Below are 19,708 nucleotides of genomic sequence, written 5' to 3' on the forward strand. Positions count from 1 at the left end.
AGCTAAAGTACACCTCATTCAGGATATAAGGTATTAAAAGGACGAAAAAATGCCCAATCACCAACTGCTTGCCGACATTTTACGCACTGTACTACAGATAGAAAAAGATTTCAGCGCCGACACCGCCTTGCTGGGTGCGATTCCCGAGTTCGACTCCATGGCCATTATCGCCGTTATCACTGAACTGGAAGACCAACTGGGTATCGAGTTTGACGATGATGAAATCTCAGCCGAGATTTTTGAAACCTTTGGTGGTCTGGCCGAGTTTGTGTCACAAAAGCAAGCTGCCTGAACCCTAACTTTACTTTCTACAGGAATGAATATGTCGCCATTTAGCCGGGTATCTGTGATCGGATTAGGTTATATCGGGCTGCCCACCGCAGCTGTTATTGCCTCGCGTGGAGTTGAAGTACTGGGTGTTGATGTGTCTGAGCATGCCGTTAACACCATTAATCAGGGTAAGGTACATATTGTTGAGCCTGATCTGGATATGCTGGTGCAGGCTGCGGTGACTACCGGCAAATTAAAAGCCTCGCTTAGCCCGGAGCCGGCCGATGCCTTTATGATAGCGGTGCCTACCCCGTTCAAAGAAAACAAAAGCCCTGATCTCAGTTATATTAAGGCTGCGCTGGAAACCATCGCGCCGGTGCTGGTTAAAGGTAACTTAATAGTGCTGGAGTCGACCTCACCGGTTGGCACTACTGAACAAATTTCCCAGTGGCTGGCCGAGCTGCGCCCGGATTTAACCTTACCGCACCAAGACGGCGAGCAAGCCGATTTATTTATTGCCCATTGCCCTGAGCGGGTGCTTCCTGGCCGGGTATTACAGGAACTGGTCAGCAATGACCGGATTATCGGTGGTATAACACCACGCTGCGCCGAACGGGCCATTGAGCTATATCAGCTGTTTGTACGCGGCGAATGCCTGCGAACCACCGCCCGCACGGCCGAAATGGCCAAATTAACTGAAAACGCCTTTCGCGATGTCAACATTGCCTTTGCCAATGAGCTGTCAATTATTTGCGACACCCTGAAAATTAACGTCTGGCAACTGATAAAACTGGCCAATCGTCACCCGCGGGTTAACATACTCAGCCCGGGGCCTGGTGTTGGTGGCCATTGTATTGCTGTTGACCCCTGGTTTATTGTTGACTCAGCACCTGAACAGGCGCAAATTATTCGTAAAGCGCGCGAAATTAATGATAATAAACCGCTGTATGTTATTGAAAAAATTCGTCAGGCCGCCGATCAGTTTAAAAAGCCGGTAATAGCCTGTCTTGGCCTGGCATTTAAAGCTGATATTGATGATTTGCGGGAAAGCCCGGCACTGAACATCGCAAAACAATTGTTAAGCGAGAATATTGGTAAAATATTATTAGTAGAGCCGAATATTAAGCAGTTACCTGCTAAACTGGCTAGTTACAATGCTGAGCTGACCACACTAAGCCAGGCACTGGAGCAAGCCAATATTTTAGTGGTACTGGTAGATCACAAACAGTTCAAAAGCTTACAAGCTGTTGACGTAGCAACAAAAGTTGTAATAGACACCAGGGGTATTTTTGGTTAACGCCAACTGAATATCCACCGCTGATTTGTCACCATTGGATCGTAACGACAAGGGAGTGTAGTAACATGAAAAAACTATCTTTAAGCACAGTGCTGCTGCTGGCAGCACTGGGCGGCTGCAGCGGCAAAGATGCCGCCGATCACTACCAGGATGCATTAAAATACAGCCAGAACAATCAATTTAACGCCGCCGTTATTGAGCTGAAATCTGCCATATCGCAAGCACCTGACAACATTGACTACCGTCTGTTGTTAGCGCGGGTTTATGTTACTGTTGGCGACGTGGTCTCGGCAGAGAAAGAATACGAGCGGGCACTACGCAATGGCGCAGATCCGGAAAGCATTGCAGTTGAAACCATTCAAACCAGTTATCTGGCAGAAAACTATCAAAGCGTATTAAGCCTGTTCAGTGAAACTGCAGGCCTTAGCCCGAAAACACAACACTACCTGAAATTTTACCGCGCACTGGCAGACGTGGAACTCGGCGCGGCCGACAATGCAGTGGTGATATTTGACGAGCTGGTGAACAGCGAATATCCGGATTTAGCACGTTACGCCGAAGCGGCCTTACTGTTAAATGCCCGCAACATTGAACAGGCATTAACAACCGTACAGCAGGTTGCCAGCGACAGCATTATTGCCAAAGAGGCCTTGCTGTTACAGGCGCAACTGCAGTTGCTGAGCAAAGACCTCGATAACGCGGTAGTGAATTTACAAGACTATGTTGCCCAAGTACCGCGGGCACTGCGGGTAAGATTATTGCTGGCCCAAACCTATGTACAACAACAACAATTTGCTGCTGCTGACGAGCAGCTACTGTTTATCCTGCAAATGGCACCGGAGCACGGCTTAACTAACTATCTGAAAGCCACCATTGAGTATCAGAAAAAAAATTACCCCAAAGCAAAAGAGCACATCGACAAAGCCATCAGCGCCCGTTTCAGCAATGCGCCCAGCCGGATCCTGGCCGGTATTATTCATCACCAGTTGGGCCTGGAAGTGCAAGCGCTGAGCCACCTTAGTAATGTGAAAAACAGCCTGCACACCTACCCGCCAGCCCAGCGTTTGTATTCGCTCCTGCAGTTACGTGCCGGCGAAACCGCAGATGCCGCCACCAGCCTCAGCCAGTCACAGTTAAGCGAGCAGGATTTATCACTGGTTGCCAGCACAGCCTTTCAGCTGATCAGCAAGGGCGACGACAGTTTGGCGGCAGAGATTATCAGCCGTTACGAAAACATGGTGGTGCCACAAGATGGCCAGTCACTCAGTACCTTAGGCAGCTTAAAGTTAGGCTTACCAAACCGCAATGCCGAGGGGATTAAAAATCTTGAACAGGCGCTGATGATGGACCCGGGCCTGCATGATACCCGGCTAGTACTGGCAGGCAGTTACATTCGGCAACAGCAGTATGACAAAGCGGCCGAATTAGCTGAGGAATGGTTAAAAACGCCTGAAACACTGAACGCGGGTTACAATCTGAAAGCCCTGACCTATTTGCTGCAAAAGGATCTGGCCAACGGTAAATTAATGTTAGCCGAAGCGAGAAAAGCCGATAGTGAAAATGTGTTTACACTCTATATGCTGGCAGCCGTTGCCCGCGACGAAAGCAATATCGAACAAAGCGATACCCTGCTAAAACAAGCCATAGCGTTGCGTTCAGACTATGTGCCGGCACTTATCGCCTTCTATAGTTCTATGCAACAACAAGGGACACCAGAAGTGGCCCTTGCTGCGGTTGAAAAGTCTCACAAAGCACACCCTGATAATAACCAGATACGGATGCTGCTGGCGAACTTATACCAAAGCAGTAACCGCTATGCCGATGTGATAAGTATTCTTAAACCCATTAGCGATACTCAGCAACAGTTTACCCCGGCATTTTATACTTTAATGGTTAATGCTTATGTCAGAACAAATCAGGCTAATCTGGCATTAGCCCTGGCCGAGCGTTGGTATAACAGCGATGATAAGAATATTCAGGCTGGTTTAGCTTACAGCAACCTGCTGGCTAACGCCCGACGCTTTAAAGATGCCATAGTGGTGCTGGATAAACTATTACGAATTCATCCCAAACAAGCGGTATTGCTGCGGACCAAAATCGCCGCGCAGTCTGAAAACGGTGATCATAAGGGGGCGCTGGCAACTTTCGAGCTGCTACCCGCTGAAATAGCCAATAGCGCAGAAATGCTATTTCACAAAGGCCGCATCCAAATCCTGAATAACCAGATTAGCCCTGGCCTGGAAACGCTGAATAAGTCTTACAGTATGTCGCCACAGCCGGTTACCGCTATTGCCATTGCCGGAGCCTATGCCAAAGATATTTCATTTCGTCGTGCGGTAAGTTTTATTGAACAGCACTTTGCGCAACACGGCAGAAATAGCAACGAGCTGAATGCCTTCTATGCCAACCTGTTAATTGAAGATGATGTGAATAAGGCGGTAACCGTTTACAGCGAAATCGTGCAACAAGCTCCGGATAGCCTGATTGCCCTGAATAATTATGCCTGGGTGCTGTTAGAAGTGGGCAGAGTTGCTGAGGCTAAAACCTATGCTGAGCGGGCATTAAAAATTAACAATCGTCACCCTGATGTACTGGATACCTACGGTAAAGTATTAATGATGCAAGGCGACCACGCTAACGCTAAAGCACAGTTTGAACAATCACTGGCTGTGCGCCCAAACCATACCGAGGTGCAGCTTAATCTGGCACAGGTGCTGATACTGATTGGTGATCAGGATCAGGCCAGTAAGGTACTGGCAGCAGTTAAGACTGACAACACTAAAGATCAAAACCGCGCCCGGGCATTGCAACAGCAATTAACGCAGTAATGTCAGGATAACTAACAATCAATGTTTAAAAAAGCCGGGGCCTCCCGGCTTTTTTGTCGGTTTTTTTTACATGTTAATATGATAATAGGAACCGACCCTACTTATACCTATACATTTCAACAACTTAAAATAATTTAAAATGCGGCACAATAACTGCATTACTAAGTATAAGTTGCGAATTATCGTAGTTACTACAAGGAATGATGTATGAAGCAGTTAAAAACCCTTATTGGCGCCTCTGTACTGGCACTGTCAGCTTTTGCGGCCAATGCAGCACCGATTAATGTTAATGGTGTAACCTGGGATCCAAGCCATCCGCTAAGCTTTGCAGCTGACACGGATTTCTTTACCCAAAGTATTATTGCCAACCCGGGTGACACCCTTTCTGGTTGGGGTAACATTGGTTCAATTAATGCTAACAGCAGCTTTTGCGCTGGTTGTGAGCTGACTTTTGAATTTGGCGGTTTTACCACTACCAATATCACAACAGGTCAGGTTCGTAATACGGGTGCTAACGCGTTAAATTCGTCAACTGGCTGGGTTATAGAAGTTGATTTTGAATTTGCTGGCGGTTTTGCTAACCTGTGGGTAGACCACAGCCCTAACTTTGATGGCAGCTTTGCTTCATCAACGGATGGTAGCCTGTGGTTATCAGCAGTGCCAAATATGGGTACTGGCGCAAGTTTATTAGCGTCTGCCTGGATAGCCTATAACCCGGTTACCAGCACTATTCTGTTTAATGAAATTATTATTGGTGATGGTTATGCATTGCTTGACGTAACCGGTGGTGCGGCCTTTGCTAATTTTGACACCAATGCTCAGTTGTTTGGTGCAGATATCCGGGTGACCTCACAGTTTGGTACCCGTGCTACGCCTGACAACATTATTATGAATGCCGTAACCGTGCCAGAGCCTGCCTCACTGGCAATCTTAGGTTTAGGTTTACTGGGTATGGGCGCGTTATCACGTCGCCGTAAAGCGTAAAACATTACGCCTGATAAAAAACCTCCTGACGGAGGTTTTTTTATGCCTGTAACTGCCTACTCTGGCTGATATCTGCCCGGGCTGATAATATTATGCGGGTCTAAGGCCTGTTTAATTTTGGCACTGATTTGCCAGAATGGCAGTTTTGCATCCAGTAAGCTGGCCTGTTGCGCCAGGTTCAGCCGGTATGGCACCCAACCCTGCTTTAAGCCCTTGCTGACTAACTCATCCAGACAGGCATGCGCTTGCGCAACTGCCACCGGATCAGCCAGATTAAAAACAATAGGAATGGTACTGTCTACCATGTCGTGTTTTAAACTGGTGAAGGTAATCATCGGTTCAATACCATATTGAGGACAAACCAACCTGACATGTTCGATAAAACGGCGCATTGCGTCACTGCGCATTGGCACCAGTGGCGCGTACCACAGCAAACCACAACCGTCGGCAGCCGGATTAAGCAATTGGCTGGTATCAGCCTTAACCCTGGGGTTACGCCAGTAAGCCAGTGGCAGGGCCACCTGATTAGGATAACCCCGCATAATTTTAATACCGGCATCTAACGAACTTAACATTTTCCGGGGGTTAGTTAGCATAGCGGCCGGTAATAACTGCAGCAGTGCTTTGCCGAATTTAATTAGTAAACCGTCTGAAAACACCATTTTACTGCACTGACCTGCGCCAAAACGTTTTACTTCACGCCGGGCTGCTTTCACCACCGTTTTTTGGCCGTACAGCGTACCAGCAATAGTCCAGGCCGGAATATCATAAGCCCTGGCGATATCTGCCACCTGCTGCTCGCTCATCACCTGATGAGCCGCCGGGCCATTAGGATTCGGCGCCATCATCGCCGCCACCCGGCGCTGGTCCATGATGTTAACTGAACCCACCACCCCTTCCAGTTTTTGCAAAATAGTAAATACTATTTGCTGTGCCTGTTCGAACTGATGTTCACTGGCAAACTGCAGATAAAAGGCACTGAATGCTTCAGGGTCTGCTTTTAACCTGATAGTCATCTCTGTTACTACGGCCAGATTACTTTGCGTCCATAAGCCGTCTAAATAGGGGCCCAGCCCATATTTATAGGTTTTGTCGATAAAGTCATCTGGGCTTTGGTCCAGCTCTGCCACCGCAGAGCGAAAGACCGTACCGTCAGCCAGGACGCCCCGAATGCAATTCACTGCAGCAAAATGATCAGTATAGGGCGTGATACCATAGCCGCGCTCTAACGCATTACCTAAGATGCTGCAACCCGGACCGGCCCCGGTCACCGGTACCATAAACTTTAGCTGATGCTGGTTAAGAAAATGCCGCAAATCTTGTTGGGTTACCCCCGGCGTAACGGTAAAAATACCCAGTACCGGGTCGTCGCATGTTATGGTATTTAACTTAGACAGATCGAGAATAACCGCCGCCGCATCATTTGGCCTGGCTGAACAATAGCCCCAATTGCGGCCAGTGCTAAGCGGGTGCACTGAAAAAGCCTGTGTGCTGTTAGCCTGTGCCGAGGCCAGTGCCAATACCGCCTTGATATCCGCTGTAACGCCAATAACCACCACAACCTGAGTTAAGCCGGCATTGCCCTCACAATTCTGCTGATAAGGCGCCAAATCGGCAGCAGAGGTTAACACCTGACTGGCAGAACTGAGCACCCGTTGCAACAGCACCCCAAGCGTATCAGCAGTGATAGATGGCTTTTCGTTCAATAGCTTATCCCTAATTTACCACCAAAGTTGATGCCAAAGCGGTTATCACCATCGCCTCTGTCCTGCGCAAACAGGTCTTGTTCTATTGAGTGTAATAATTTGGTAAAGCCAGCAGAGATACTGGTTCTGAACATATCAGAGTTAATATAATAAGCCGCCCTTTTACCATGATATTCAATAGGCTTTCCCAGCTGTTTAAAGTTAATGCCAATAAAGCTTAAACTGCGGGCCAGTCTCGGTTCCATCATTACATAGCCGTGGAAACGATTAGAATGAAAGCCCATGGCAGCAGCAGACATATACAAACATACGGCTATGTAAGGAAAACAACGTAGCTCTGTGGCAGAGTATGCCTTCTCGTTAAAGGCACCGGTTGCCGCCCCTTTAAAATGGTCAATGGCCCGCTTGCGGAAGTTTTCAGGCACAGCCAGACGGGAGATTTCACAAATACTTTCCCTGGGAAACTGCCATGGCGCAAAGTCGCCTTCTTCTATGGCATGACTACAGAACTTTTCAATGGGTAAAGGCTCGTTGGCTGAAGCGGAAGTAATTAAGCGCACGGTGCCGGCCAGGGCATCAGAACTCAGATGGCGAATAAAACAATGAATCGAGCGTTGGTCAAACTCATCAAACTCTTCATATCCATCTTTTATATCTTCAAAGTGCAGCTCCTCGCAGTACACCTGATGCCGCAGCCGGTATACTTCATGCCGAAGTGCCTCAGTATTAGCAATTTGTGGCCGTAAGTACTTTGAAAAGTGTGCTGAGATAGTTTTAGCATCATTGCTGGCAAGGCCAGCCATGGCTTTTTTCACCACACCACCAATAATGGGTTTATCTGCCAGAGATTTAAGCCGTCTCATAGACCCCTCTTAAGCTGTCTGTAAATTATATCCATATCACTGCACTTTGCTTGAGGTAGCACTTAACGGCAGATAGGTTATCTGCCATTGCTTTTAGTATCTATTATCAGACAAGTGTAGATGATCCCTGCAGATTGTAAGCTCAAACTTACCATCATATTCCACAATCAGGTTAGCACTTTTATACAAAAAAACGGTTTATTAACCCCTTAAACAAACAATTCCGCCAGCTTCACCGGTACAATTTCTGCAGCAGTCTGGTAACCAATATCATATAACCACTGTTTCTGCGCCAATGTCATATCAAAGTTAACCGAAGATATCTGCCCGGTGTTAACGACTATGGTGTTATGCCAGTATTCTGCATGCACATACTCCCGGGAAATGGCATTCATAAAAGTTTGAATTAACATATAAATATAAGACAACACCGGAAAATAGCGGCTGGTAACGACTGGTTTACTATCTGCTTCGCTCTTTAAGCGAAAACACACCAATGGCACGCCCTGGCCCGACCAATCACGGTGCAGAGCATCCTCTGATAAAATGACGCCATCAGTCATCACATGATGCTTAAATCGCTTAAAAGCAAAAAATAACGGGATCGACATTGAAAACCGGATAGCCTGTGACACCTTGAGATCAGGCGTCAACTGGCGATTAAAAATAACCGGCCCGCCCCCCTGGATATCGGTTGCCAGTACATGTAAGTCGAAGTTTAAATCTGCAAAACACCGGCCTTCCAGCAACTTGTCAAGCCAGGATTCAAAAGCATTGCCATCACTTAACCCACCTAACCGTATCAGCTTAGTAATTGACAGCCCCCGAAACTGTCTGAAATCTGTGCTCATTGACAGCTCATGCATCTGGCTCAAACTCCAACCCGCAGCATATAAAGCAGCCACGATACTACCACCAGATACTCCTACCAGATGTCGGAAGGTTAACCCTTGTTCTTGCAAGGCTTTTAAAATACCAATGTAACAAGCTAAACGAGTGCCACCGCCGGATAATATCGGCACAATTTCCTTTGGCATCTGCAACCTTATCAGCTGAATAATGAGTACTTACTCAGTATGGGTGATTATCTGCAAGTTTCCAGCATCGACTAGAGCAATTTGTAAACAAATACGCTAGTATGTGAGAGTTCACTAAGGAAAGGGAAAGCAGCACTGCTATGGCAAAGCACATTTATTTTCTGTTAAGTTTACTCATGTTTAGCTCTGTGGCAGCAACCGCTGAACTGGTTAGCACGCTACAGAAAATTAAACCTTCGGTTGTCGCGATAGGTATCCAGAATCCTACTTCATCGCCACGCATCAGATTAATTGGCAGCGGTTTCGCGGTCAGCCCTGGCAACCGCATTGTTACAAACTATCATGTTGTTGCTAATCCGCTTGACGACAGTAAACTGGAGCAATATGTTGTACTTGCCGGCCAGGGCGCTGCTATCACAGTTTATCAGGTACAGAAACAACGCAACGCCCCAGCCTTTGACTTAGCTTTGCTGACAATTGGTGGACATTTGCCCGCATTAACCGTCAATAAGGCGCCGTTACTGGCCGAAGGTTCAGCCATTGCCTTTACCGGTTTTCCAATAACGCAGGTGCTTGGCTTATACCCCGCTACCCATAGTGGGATTATTGCCGCTCACACGCCTATTGCCATCCCGGTCGACAATGCCCGTAACTTGCAAGCAACGATGTTAAAGCAACTCGACAAGCCGTACCTGGTATATCAGCTTGATGCGGTAGCCTACCCCGGCAATAGCGGTAGCCCGTTGTACCGGCCAGACAATGGTGAGGTTATTGGCATTATTAATCAGGTATATATAAAAACCAGCCGTGAAGCGGTGCTAAGCGACCCCAGCGGCATAAGTTACGCTATACCCAGTTCGCACCTGCTAGACTTAATGCAGCAGCCAGATTAATTACTCTGATGCTTATGGATGCTATTCTACGTTTTGAGTTAGATAAAATCGGCTTTATTCTGGCTGCCGTCGCCTATCTTTTTTTCTTTGGTTTATTACTTGCGACCCGGGTTAGCAATTTACAGAAGCATTTACTGCTGGCGCTATCGGTCGTCACTATTTGTTGGGCAGTATATTACAGCTGGTCAGCGGCACTTCCGTTCACCACCCCCAGCTCGCACATTATCGAAAACAGTAAAAGTACCATCCTGATCCTCTTTTTACTGGCGGCACTTAGTAAGGCCAGCTGCACAGCATGGCAGTTTTTACGCCAACCCTATGTTGCGGGCTTATTAATTGCGGTTACTGGCTGGGTCATCATTTCCAGCAGCAACCTGCTAAGTGCCAGTAATATTTTTACCGGCAATATTGCTATCTGCATTTTACAGCTTGCGTTACTTGAAGCACTGTATCGTCGTTCAGGGCATGCCAAGTGGCAACATAAACCACTGGTGCTGGCGCTGACGATCACCACCCTGTATGACTTTGCCCTGCTGGCTGAGTCAGCCTTGTTTGGCAGGATTGATGATCAAATCTGGCTTGCCCGCGGCTTTGTTTATTGCGCCATGCTGCCATTGATGATTATTGCGATACGGCGGATTACCGCCTGGGGTATTAATGTTTATATCTCGCGGGATATCGTACTGCAAAGCTCATTGGTGCTTGGCGCCGGAGTATATTTATGTCTGTTGGCCATTACCGGTTTTTACATCCGGTATTTTGGCGGTAGCTGGTCAAATCTTATTCAGGCAACCTTTATTATTCTGGGCATTGCCGCCCTGATTTTTCTGATGCTGTCAGGTACCCTCAGAAGAAAGTTGAAGGTTTTTATAGAAAAACATTTTTTTGCCAATAAATTCGATTACCGCGAAAAATGGCTGCTGCTAACCCGGGCTATACAGAAAATCGATATTACCCAACCCGACCATTACCAAAGCCTGTTGCGGGCATGGCTGAACAGCATAGGTTACGACCGGGGACTCATTATTAAATTCAGGGCTGATAGTGTTATAACCCTGGCACAACAGCATCGCCCAGCTTTGAACAACGACGAACTGCAATTAATTACCGCGTACCAGCAGTACTTTATTAATCGTAACTGGTTGGTTGATCTTTCTGACAGTACCGACCCCTTTGTGCAAAGTATAGTAGCCGGCAAATCACTGGATATTCAGTTAATGATCCCCATTTATACCAAAGGTCAACTTTGGGGTTTATGCTTAATGAATGCGCCCAAAGTCAATAAGATCAGCTTAAACTGGGAATTGCGCGACTATCTCACCCTGGTATCAGAACAAATTGCCAGCCACCTGCTGCTGATGCAAGCCAGTCAAACCTTAAGCGAAAATGCGCAGTTTGTTGCCTTTAGCAGAATGTCTGCTTTTGTTGTGCACGATTTAAAAAATGTTAAAGCGCAAATTGATCTGATTTTAAAAAATGCCAGCAAACACCGGCACAACCCGGAGTTTATTGATGACAGCTTCAGTACCCTGGGCGCCATGCAACAACGGTTGCAAAATATGCTGAGCCAACTCACCAACAAACGCCTGGAACAGCAAACAGATAGCCAGGTATCGGTTGCGCAGCTGGTACAACAGGTTATCAGCGAACGTTGTGCTATTCGTAAACCAGTGCCCAAGTTAGTGCTGGAGCAGGACTGCGTATTATTTATCGACAAAGAACGCTTTAGCAGTATCTTGTTTCATCTGATTGATAACGCGCAACATGCAACCACAGAAGACGGCAGGGTAACAGTGAAGGTAGCAGGTACTGCGCAGCAACTTGAGCTTACTATCAGTGATACCGGCTGTGGCATGACCGAAGATTTTATTAAATATCGGCTTTTCAAAGCTTTTGACTCAACTAAAGGTAATGCAGGCATGGGTATTGGTGCGCATGACGCCCTGCATTTTGTCGAGCAACTGGGGGGGCAGCTTATCGTCAGCAGTGTGCCCGGTGCAGGCTCTACTTTTACTATTCAACTTCCGTTAAAATCAGCATTAAGCTCGGCTAAATGCCAAGATACAGTAATACAAGGAATGTAATATGAAAACCGTATTAGTCGTCGAAGACGACATAGGTATCCAAAAGCAATTAAAATGGAGCCTCAGTGACTATGAGCTGGTTTTTGCTGATGACAAAGCCAGCGCTATGACACAGCTAAGACGCTATGAACCGGCAGTCGTCACCCTCGACTTAGGCCTGCCACCAGACCCGGCAAATGCTTCACAAGGCCTGGCGTGCCTGGCAGAGATCCTGGCGGTGCAACCTGACTGCAAAGTTATCGTACTGACCGGCAATACTGACAACGCTCACGCGTTAAAAGCGGTAGCTCTGGGTGCTTATGACTACTATCAGAAACCCATCGACGCTGACGTACTGAATATCATTATCCAACGTGCCTTTAAACTAACCGAGCTGGAGCAGGAAAATAAGGCGCTAAAAGCCAGTAACAGCATTCAGCTGGATATTATTGGCAATAGTGATGCAATGCTGAAAGCTTGTCGTACCGTTGAAAAAATCGCACCTACCGAAATCACCACTTTGTTACTGGGAGAAAGCGGCACCGGTAAAGAAGTGTTTGCCCGGGCCATTCATAAGCAAAGCCTGCGCAATAATAAGCCTTTTGTTGCCATTAACTGTGCTTCCATTCCAGAAAATTTGCTGGAAAGTGAGTTGTTTGGTTATGAAAAAGGCGCCTTTACCGGCGCCAACAAAACCACTTTAGGTAAGATTGAATGTGCCAATGGTGGCACCCTGTTGCTGGATGAAATTGGTGATATGCCATTAAGCTTGCAGGCGAAGATGCTGCGCTTTTTACAGGAAAGGGTGATTGAGCGGATTGGTGGCCGCCAGGAAATTGAAGCCGATGTCAGGGTTATCTGTGCCACCCACCGTAATCTGGCAGAAATGGTCGCCAGCCAGACGTTCCGGGAAGATTTATACTATCGGATCAGTGAAATCACCCTGACCATTCCACCGCTACGTGAACGCGGTCATGACATTATTATTATTGCCAGAGCCTTATTACATAAATTTAATCAGGACTATCGTTCTCAGGTGCATGGCTTTACCGATAACGCTATCCAGGCGATGTTACTGCATAGCTGGCCTGGCAATATCCGGGAGTTACAAAACAAGCTTAAATCAGCTGTCATTCTGACGGATAATAAACTGATTGATGCGGTGGATCTGGGGTTAAACGGTAATCATCACAGTAAACTGGATACCTTAAGAAAAGTCAGAGAGCAGGCCGAAACCCAGGCTATTCGCCATGCCTATGCCGTTGCCAATACCAACCTGTCAAAAACCGCTGACTTACTGGGCATTACCCGCCCCACTCTGTATGCACTGATTGATAAATACCGCTTGCATGACTTACGCCATACCGACCACGATCATTAAACCAGTCTGTACAAATACATAATATTGCTTCAGCCAGCAACAGAAAAGCCCGCATAAATGCGGGCTTTTCTACTTTTGCAGAGCGTCTGTTACAGGCTGATACCTTTGGTTTTAGCCCGATCTTTAATATATGACTCCCAACTGCGGGTTTGCCGCGACGTTGATGGATCACGCTTGGCATTTTGTAACGCTGCATAGGCTTCTTTCAGCTTACCCTGATAAAAGTAGGCTTCCAGAATACTCAGATGAATACTGCCAGGCCGGTCGGCATCTCTGCTCAGCGCGGCTTCAAAGGCAGTAATAGCCGCCGGGTAGCGCTGAATAGACATTAGCGCCATGCCCTGACGACGATAAGCATCGGCTTCATTGGTTAGCTTAGCCAATTCGCCATAGTACTCGGCAGCTTTAGCAAACTCACGGGCAGCCTGGTAATTTGATGCTATGGCAGCAAGCATGGTCCGATCTTTTTTGATCACACCGCTTTTCATATACTTCTCATAAATACTGGCGGCTTTATATGGAATATTGTTATTCGCATACATCTGACCTAAAGCCCGAAAATCTGACTCTTTGTCCAGGAAGCCTTGTGAGTAAGCAATCTGAAATGCGCTAAGCGATTTGCTGTAGTCTTCCACCAGGGTGTAGAAATTACCCAGATAAACCCAGTAGGTTTTTTCTTCGGGAAATAGCTGCACCATAGTTTCAACTACGGCAACCGTTTGTGGATAACGCCGTGATTCATATAAAGCACCCATTTTTATCATGTAATGATTTTTATTGGGTTCTTTAGAAAACCGGATGGCGTTGTCAGCAGCAGGTACTACCTTATCAAACTCACCCATTTGGTAATGCGCATTTGCTATTCGCAGATAAGCATCAGGGTCGTTTTCACCGGTAAAACGCATCCAACGCCGGTAACTTTCAATAGCAGCGCGGAACTGGCCTTCCTGAATTTGTAAATCAGCCAGCAATTTTAACGCCGCAGACTGATCACCAAAACCCAGTACATCCGGTTTCACTGCCATATCAAGGTGCTTTATCGCCTGATTGACATCTTTAAAGGCGTAAATGTTACCCAGAAACCGGTTTAAAAACGCCGTGTCAAAATCACCGCTTGGTCTTGCATCAAGCAAAACGGCAATGGCTTCGTCAAGCTTTTCATCGTTGTAAAACTCCAGCGCTTTGGTAATTACCCGGCCAATACGCTCACCGGGTAACGTAGTTTTAGCATTTTTACGTGCTTCAATGCGCTCCCGATCGGCTGCCGTTAATTCCTGTGCTGCAATCGGTAATGAAAACAGACTAAAGCTGGCTGCTAACATAAAACTGGACGTTAATAACGTAAGTTTGTTCATAGTTAACCTCCTGCCATATCAAGGGTAAAGTCCAGCTGTACCTGCTGACCTGGCTGTTGCATCGGTTTGCCGTCAACAACTTTCGGGCTATATTTCCAACGACGCAGTGCCCGAATCGCTTCGCGGTCAAATACCCGGCGCGGTTCTGCTTCCAGCACTTCTACGTTATCAACACTACCGTCTTCCATAATAGTAAAGCTTAAACGTACCCAGCCTTGTAAGCCATCACGGGCTGCTTGTACCGGGTAACGCGGTTCAATCCGTACTATTGGGGTGGCATCGCCGTCCCGTAACAGTGAACCTGGGTTATTTAAACCAACATTTGCCCCTAAATCCATACCTGGCATGTTAAAGCCAACTGCACCCGCGGTGTTAGTTTGCTCTGGCTCAGGCTGTGGCGTTTTTGGTGGCTCAGCCGGTGGTGGTGGTGGTGGTGGCGGTGGTGGCCGCCGCACCTGTGTATCTGAATCAGGCGGCGTAGTGTTGATTTCAACAACAATACGCTCTTGCTCAGGCGCCCGACGTTCGCCGCTGCCCTTAATAAGCAACGCCATAATCAGAAACAACAGAAACGTTACCACTGCACCGATAATTAACGATGTTAGGAAACGCATCATAACTATTTTTTCTCCCCGGCAATGGTAATGACAAGCGATTGGTCAGCAGCTTTAATCTGATCCATTACTTCCATTACGACACCGTGTCTAGCGCCAACGTCAGCCTGCAGAATAATGGTGTCTGTAGGTGATTCAGCTCTTAAACGTTCAATGTTGGCAGAAACCCGCTCAATATCGACCATCCGCTTATCCATCCATACCTCACCATTCTCACGAATAGCGATAAAGATAGTGGCTGATGGCTTTTGTTGCGCCTGGGTTGCTTCCGGCTTGTTAACATCGATACCCGCCTCTTTCACGAAAGAGGTAGTAACAATGAAGAATATCAACATAATGAAAACGATATCCATCATCGGCGTGATGTCGATTGCCGCTTCCTCGTCTTCACGAATACGTTTACGTGCCATAAATTTCTCTCTTAATGATGCGGTAAGCTGTCAACGAGATCTGCTTTTTCCCGTTTCACTTTCACTTCCAGCCGCGAACTGAAAAACAAACCTGATAACGCTGCAACCATACCGGCCATCGTCGGAATCGTTGCCATCGAGATACCGGCCGCCATGGTACGCGGGTTACCGGTACCTTGCGTAGCCATGATATCGAATACCGCTATCATACCGGTTACAGTGCCTAACAAGCCTACTAAAGGACACATCGCAACCAGGGTTTTAATCAGTAACATCCGCTGATCAAGGTTATTTGTCGCCTCAGAAATCCAGGTATCACGGATTTTATGAGCATACCAGGAAGTGGTATCTGCTCTGGCATCCCATCTGGCAATGATATCCTGTTTAATTTTAGGAAACACTGCCGACACGTACCAGTAGCGCTCTAACATCAAGAACCACATGATGAAGAGAACCACGGCAACAACGTATAACACGTTGCCACCGGTATGAATAAAATCCTGTACCGATTCCCACAGCCCTACTAGCTGGGTAATCATTAGGCGTTCTCCTTCTCCGCATGAGCAGCGACAATACCTGCGCTCTGCTCATCCAGCACGTGTAAAATAGATTTCGCTTTAGCTTGTACAATGCTGTGTACAAACAGTAATGGTAAGGCTGCAATCAGACCTAATGCGGTTGTTACCAACGCCAGTGAGATTGAACCTGCCATCAGTTTCGGGTCACCCGTACCGTACAAGGTAATTTGCTGGAACGTAAGGATCATACCGATAACAGTACCTAACAGACCCATCAGCGGCGCTACCGCAGCAAACAGCTTAATCATACCAATGCCACGGTCAACTTTTGGTGTTTCACGCAGAATGGCTTCATCAAGCTTCAGTTCAAGATTTTCAACATCAGCAGAACGGTTCTGGTGATACACATTCAGGATACGACCCAGTGGGTTGCTGTCTGATGGACTTGCCAGGTTTTTCAGCTGTGCACGCATTTTGCCGCCAACCATGGTTAATACCAGGAAGCGCTCAAGTGCAATTAATAAACCGATAAACAGTAATACCGTGATCAGATAACCAACGGTGCCGCCCTGATGGTAGTATTCCATTAAGGTGCTGCGTTGCTGGTTTAAGCGCAGTAAGCTGTTGCCTTTAGTCGGGTCAACATATAAACCGGCCAGCTGGCCCTTAGCGGCACTGTGGTAATCAGCAACAGAACCATGAATTTTACCCTGAGGCTGACGACCCAATGGTTGAATTTGGTCTGTATCGACGTTGCGGATTAAATACTGATCAGCCGTCGTCAGGTGGAAGGCACCAAAACGGGTAACCCGCTCAGTAGAACTACCGCCATCCAGTTTAACCACTTGCGCGTCAAACTTGGAAATTTTGGCTGATTCTGTCATTTCGGTCAGCATGGCAACCCAAAGGTCTTCCATCTGGCTTAAAGTTGGCAGTTCAGTCGCAGCGGCGATAGCACGCAGTGGCACTTCACGGCCTGGGTACTGGGCACTGATCAGTGAACTGGTAATCACACCGATAGCCTGGTTGGCAGACTGACGCACCACACCAAATACTTCACCCATAGTTCCCTGAGCACTTTCCAGCTCCTGGATTTTCTGAGCGATTAAGATGTCATTGTCAGAATATTGCTTCGCAAGACGCTTGCCGCGGGCTTCTTCATCAGCATATTGTCTTTTAGCTGTGTTTAACAATGCTTGTTTATCAGCCCGGTCAGCCAGGAAAGCACGTTCACGTTCCTGATTCATCCGGCCTTCAACAGCCCGTTCTCTTTTAATTTGCTCAAGTAGCTGGTCTAGCTGAGCGGTGTTCGCTACAGCGTTAAATGCTAATGATGCAGATAAAGTCATCGCAGCAGCAACAACTAATGTTTTAATAGCCTTTCTCATTTATTCTTACTCCGCTGCGAAAAGTGGTACACGGTCCATATCAGGGGTCGCTTCACGACGCGACATCTTGATAAGGTTGGTGATTGAATTCATGTATGAATCAGGTAGCTTTTCCCAGCTCTTTGTTTCTTTATTGTAAGCCCAGGCTGCTTTGCCGTCTAAAGACTGTGCGGTAAGCGCCAAGCGGCCGACACTTAAATAGTCAACGGTAATTTCCTGACCTTCAAAATTCAGGGTACCCTGGAAGGCGGCCATTTCAGTGCCATAACCCATTTCGATGCTGTAAGCTTCCAGGATCTGACGATACTGTTCTGAACGTTGCACGTCTGAACGTTCCATCAATTCGCGTAAACGGGCAACGCGCTCTAACCGACGTTCGGTACGCAATGGAATGTCTGCGTTAACAAACTGCTCTAACGCATCTATCATCCGGAACATCAAAGGAACGGTACCTTTGTTGGTGTTTTCCAAATCGTCCATCTGACGTTGCAAAGAGTTAACCTGGCGCTGTTGGTCGGTAACCAGCGTTTGCAAAAAATCGTTGTAAACTTTTAAGTTTTCAGTTTGCACCACAACTACACGGTACTCACCCAGCAATTCCTGAGTTTGTTCGTAAATGGTGTTTATTTTTTCCTGAGACTGCACGGCAGCACGTTGGATCTGGCTATTCGCCTGATGAAGATCTTTTAAGTCTGTTGCAGCGGCAGAGCCGGCAAAAGCTAAGCTGCCAGCCAGCGCTGAGGCAACAAGACTCTTTTGAATTTTTTTGTTAAACATAGTTCCCAACCAATTATTGCTGATTAACGTAACCTGATTAGTATAAGGGCCTATTCTGAAATTCAGAGACAATAAGCCCTCGGTTAGAGGGTAAACCGTCCGCATCATTGCAGTTAAAACACAGGTTGTCAACAGCCTGCAGCTGCCCGCCTGTGTGTATTACCGCGCTGTTCCGGCCGGTTTATCACCCGTTTTAAGTGTCATTAAACCGATACTTGTTAATATTTAATGACGTATTAAATTTTGTGGTTATTTTATGTTCGGTGTTAGTTTGCCAGCCGTATATAAATCAACCATTGCATCCAGTGACAATGGCTTTATCTTGCTGCCATTGCCGGCACAACCAAAGGCTTCGTAGCGGGCAATACAAATGTCTGCCATTGCCGTTACCGACGCCTGTAGATACTTACGTGGGTCAAATTCTGCCGGGTGCAATGCCATGTAACGACGAATTGCGCCGGTAGATGCCAGGCGTAAATCAGTGTCAATATTGATTTTACGCACCCCAAATTTAATGCCCTGTTGTATTTGAGCCACTGGTACACCGTAAGTTTCCGGGATCTTACCACCATACTCGTTGATGATTTCCAGCCAGTCTTGCGGCACAGATGACGAACCATGCATGACCAGGTGGGTATCGGGTATCCGCTGGTGAATAGCTTTAATCCGATCTATCGCCAGAATATCATCAGTGGGTGGCCGGCTAAACTTATAAGCACCATGTGAGGTGCCACAGGCAATGGCCAACGCATCCACCTGCGTTTCCCGCACAAATTGCGCCGCCTCTTCCGGGTCGGTCAGCATCTGATCATGCGTTAATACGCAATTGGCACCAATACCATCTTCCTCGCCCGCTTCGCCGGTTTCCAATGAGCCCAGACAACCTAACTCACCTTCAACTGAGACACCACAAGCGTGCGCTATTTCAACAACCTTGCGCGTTACATTAACATTATAAGCATAGTCCATCGGCGTTTTACCATCTTCACCCAGTGAACCATCCATCATCACTGACGAAAAGCCCAGCTGAATGGAACGCTGGCAGACGGCCAGTGACGTGCCATGGTCCTGGTGCATCACCACCGGAATATGCGGAAACTCTTCTACTGCGGCCAATATCAGATGGCGCAGGAAAGGCGCACCTGCATATTTACGAGCCCCCGCTGAAGCTTGCACTATCACCGGGCTGTCCGTTTTATCAGCGGCCAGCATAATGGCGCGCATTTGTTCCAGGTTGTTTACGTTAAATGCCGGTACGCCATAACCGAACTCGGCGGCGTGATCGAGCATTTGCCGTAATGATATCAGTGCCATGTAAGCCTCT

General features: G+C 47.3%; 17 protein-coding genes. 7 read left to right on the plus strand and 10 right to left on the minus strand.

Annotated elements, in window-relative coordinates; genetic code table 11:
• Positions 1 to 49 precede the first annotated feature (49 nt).
• The 4 genes from WG68_RS02895 (at position 50) to WG68_RS19750 (ending at position 5,379) form a co-directional block, all read left to right on the plus strand.
• On the plus strand, positions 50 to 292 hold the full coding sequence (locus WG68_RS02895; RefSeq protein WP_046556149.1) for an acyl carrier protein: 243 nt from the start codon (positions 50 to 52) through the stop codon (positions 290 to 292).
• Between the two features lie 30 nt (positions 293 to 322).
• Positions 323 to 1,567, plus strand: coding sequence for a UDP-N-acetyl-D-mannosamine dehydrogenase (gene wecC / locus WG68_RS02900; protein WP_046556150.1), 1,245 nt, complete (start codon positions 323 to 325; stop codon positions 1,565 to 1,567).
• Positions 1,568 to 1,632: 65 nt separating this feature from the next.
• The gene (gene prsT, locus WG68_RS02905; RefSeq protein ID WP_046556151.1) at positions 1,633 to 4,395 is read left to right on the plus strand and encodes an XrtA/PEP-CTERM system TPR-repeat protein PrsT; all 2,763 of its coding nucleotides are present in this window, start codon (positions 1,633 to 1,635) and stop codon (positions 4,393 to 4,395) included.
• A 207-nt stretch (positions 4,396 to 4,602) separates the two neighbouring features.
• Entirely contained in the window at positions 4,603 to 5,379 is a 777-nt protein-coding gene (locus WG68_RS19750; protein WP_046556152.1) for a PEP-CTERM sorting domain-containing protein, read from the plus strand.
• Between the two features lie 56 nt (positions 5,380 to 5,435).
• Here WG68_RS19750 and WG68_RS02915 read toward each other — a convergent pair whose 3' ends face one another.
• From WG68_RS02915 to WG68_RS02925, 3 genes are all read right to left on the minus strand, one after another.
• A complete protein-coding gene (locus WG68_RS02915) occupies positions 5,436 to 7,085 on the minus strand; it encodes an FAD-binding oxidoreductase (RefSeq protein WP_200897527.1) in 1,650 nt (549 codons plus the stop codon).
• Positions 7,082 to 7,948 carry a PEP-CTERM/exosortase system-associated acyltransferase gene (locus tag WG68_RS02920; protein ID WP_046556153.1) on the minus strand — a complete coding sequence of 289 codons (867 nt, stop codon included), beginning with the start codon at positions 7,946 to 7,948 and terminating at the stop codon, positions 7,082 to 7,084. Before WG68_RS02920 ends, WG68_RS02915 begins: the two co-directional genes overlap by 4 nt.
• A gap of 209 nt (positions 7,949 to 8,157) precedes the next feature.
• A complete protein-coding gene (locus WG68_RS02925) occupies positions 8,158 to 8,985 on the minus strand; it encodes a patatin-like phospholipase family protein (RefSeq protein ID WP_046556154.1) in 828 nt (275 codons plus the stop codon).
• Positions 8,986 to 9,125: 140 nt separating this feature from the next.
• Here WG68_RS02925 and WG68_RS02930 point away from each other — a divergent pair, with 140 nt between their 5' ends.
• From WG68_RS02930 to prsR, 3 genes are read left to right on the plus strand one after another with little or no spacing between them, the layout of a single operon-like run.
• The gene (locus WG68_RS02930) at positions 9,126 to 9,878 is read left to right on the plus strand and encodes a S1 family peptidase (protein ID WP_046556155.1); all 753 of its coding nucleotides are present in this window, start codon (positions 9,126 to 9,128) and stop codon (positions 9,876 to 9,878) included.
• Between the two features lie 14 nt (positions 9,879 to 9,892).
• On the plus strand, positions 9,893 to 11,962 hold the full coding sequence (prsK, locus tag WG68_RS02935; RefSeq protein WP_046556156.1) for an XrtA/PEP-CTERM system histidine kinase PrsK: 2,070 nt from the start codon (positions 9,893 to 9,895) through the stop codon (positions 11,960 to 11,962).
• A 1-nt stretch (position 11,963) separates the two neighbouring features.
• Positions 11,964 to 13,322 carry a PEP-CTERM-box response regulator transcription factor gene (gene prsR / locus WG68_RS02940; RefSeq protein ID WP_046556157.1) on the plus strand — a complete coding sequence of 453 codons (1,359 nt, stop codon included), beginning with the start codon at positions 11,964 to 11,966 and terminating at the stop codon, positions 13,320 to 13,322.
• An 89-nt stretch (positions 13,323 to 13,411) separates the two neighbouring features.
• Here prsR and WG68_RS02945 read toward each other — a convergent pair whose 3' ends face one another.
• From WG68_RS02945 to fba, 7 genes are all read right to left on the minus strand, one after another.
• Positions 13,412 to 14,677: a tetratricopeptide repeat protein gene (locus WG68_RS02945; RefSeq protein WP_046556158.1), complete on the minus strand. Its 1,266-nt coding sequence runs from the start codon at positions 14,675 to 14,677 to the stop codon at positions 13,412 to 13,414.
• A 2-nt stretch (positions 14,678 to 14,679) separates the two neighbouring features.
• The gene (locus WG68_RS02950) at positions 14,680 to 15,294 is read right to left on the minus strand and encodes an energy transducer TonB (RefSeq protein WP_046556159.1); all 615 of its coding nucleotides are present in this window, start codon (positions 15,292 to 15,294) and stop codon (positions 14,680 to 14,682) included.
• 2 nt (positions 15,295 to 15,296) lie between these two features.
• Positions 15,297 to 15,701: an ExbD/TolR family protein gene (locus WG68_RS02955; protein WP_046556160.1), complete on the minus strand. Its 405-nt coding sequence runs from the start codon at positions 15,699 to 15,701 to the stop codon at positions 15,297 to 15,299.
• An 11-nt stretch (positions 15,702 to 15,712) separates the two neighbouring features.
• Positions 15,713 to 16,240 carry a MotA/TolQ/ExbB proton channel family protein gene (locus tag WG68_RS02960; RefSeq protein WP_046556161.1) on the minus strand — a complete coding sequence of 176 codons (528 nt, stop codon included), beginning with the start codon at positions 16,238 to 16,240 and terminating at the stop codon, positions 15,713 to 15,715.
• Positions 16,240 to 17,607 (minus strand): MotA/TolQ/ExbB proton channel family protein, encoded by a 1,368-nt coding sequence (locus tag WG68_RS02965; RefSeq protein ID WP_046556162.1) that lies wholly within the window; start codon positions 17,605 to 17,607, stop codon positions 16,240 to 16,242. The genes WG68_RS02960 and WG68_RS02965 overlap by 1 nt, the downstream gene beginning before the upstream one ends.
• A 6-nt stretch (positions 17,608 to 17,613) precedes the next feature.
• A complete protein-coding gene (locus tag WG68_RS02970; protein ID WP_046556163.1) occupies positions 17,614 to 18,384 on the minus strand; it encodes a DUF3450 domain-containing protein in 771 nt (256 codons plus the stop codon).
• 249 nt (positions 18,385 to 18,633) lie between these two features.
• On the minus strand, positions 18,634 to 19,698 hold the full coding sequence (gene fba, locus WG68_RS02975) for a class II fructose-bisphosphate aldolase (RefSeq protein ID WP_046556164.1): 1,065 nt from the start codon (positions 19,696 to 19,698) through the stop codon (positions 18,634 to 18,636).
• Positions 19,699 to 19,708: the final 10 nt, after the last annotated feature.

The sequence above is a fragment of the Arsukibacterium ikkense genome (assembly GCF_000987775.1).
Classification (GTDB): Bacteria; Pseudomonadota; Gammaproteobacteria; order Enterobacterales; family Alteromonadaceae; genus Alishewanella; species Alishewanella ikkense.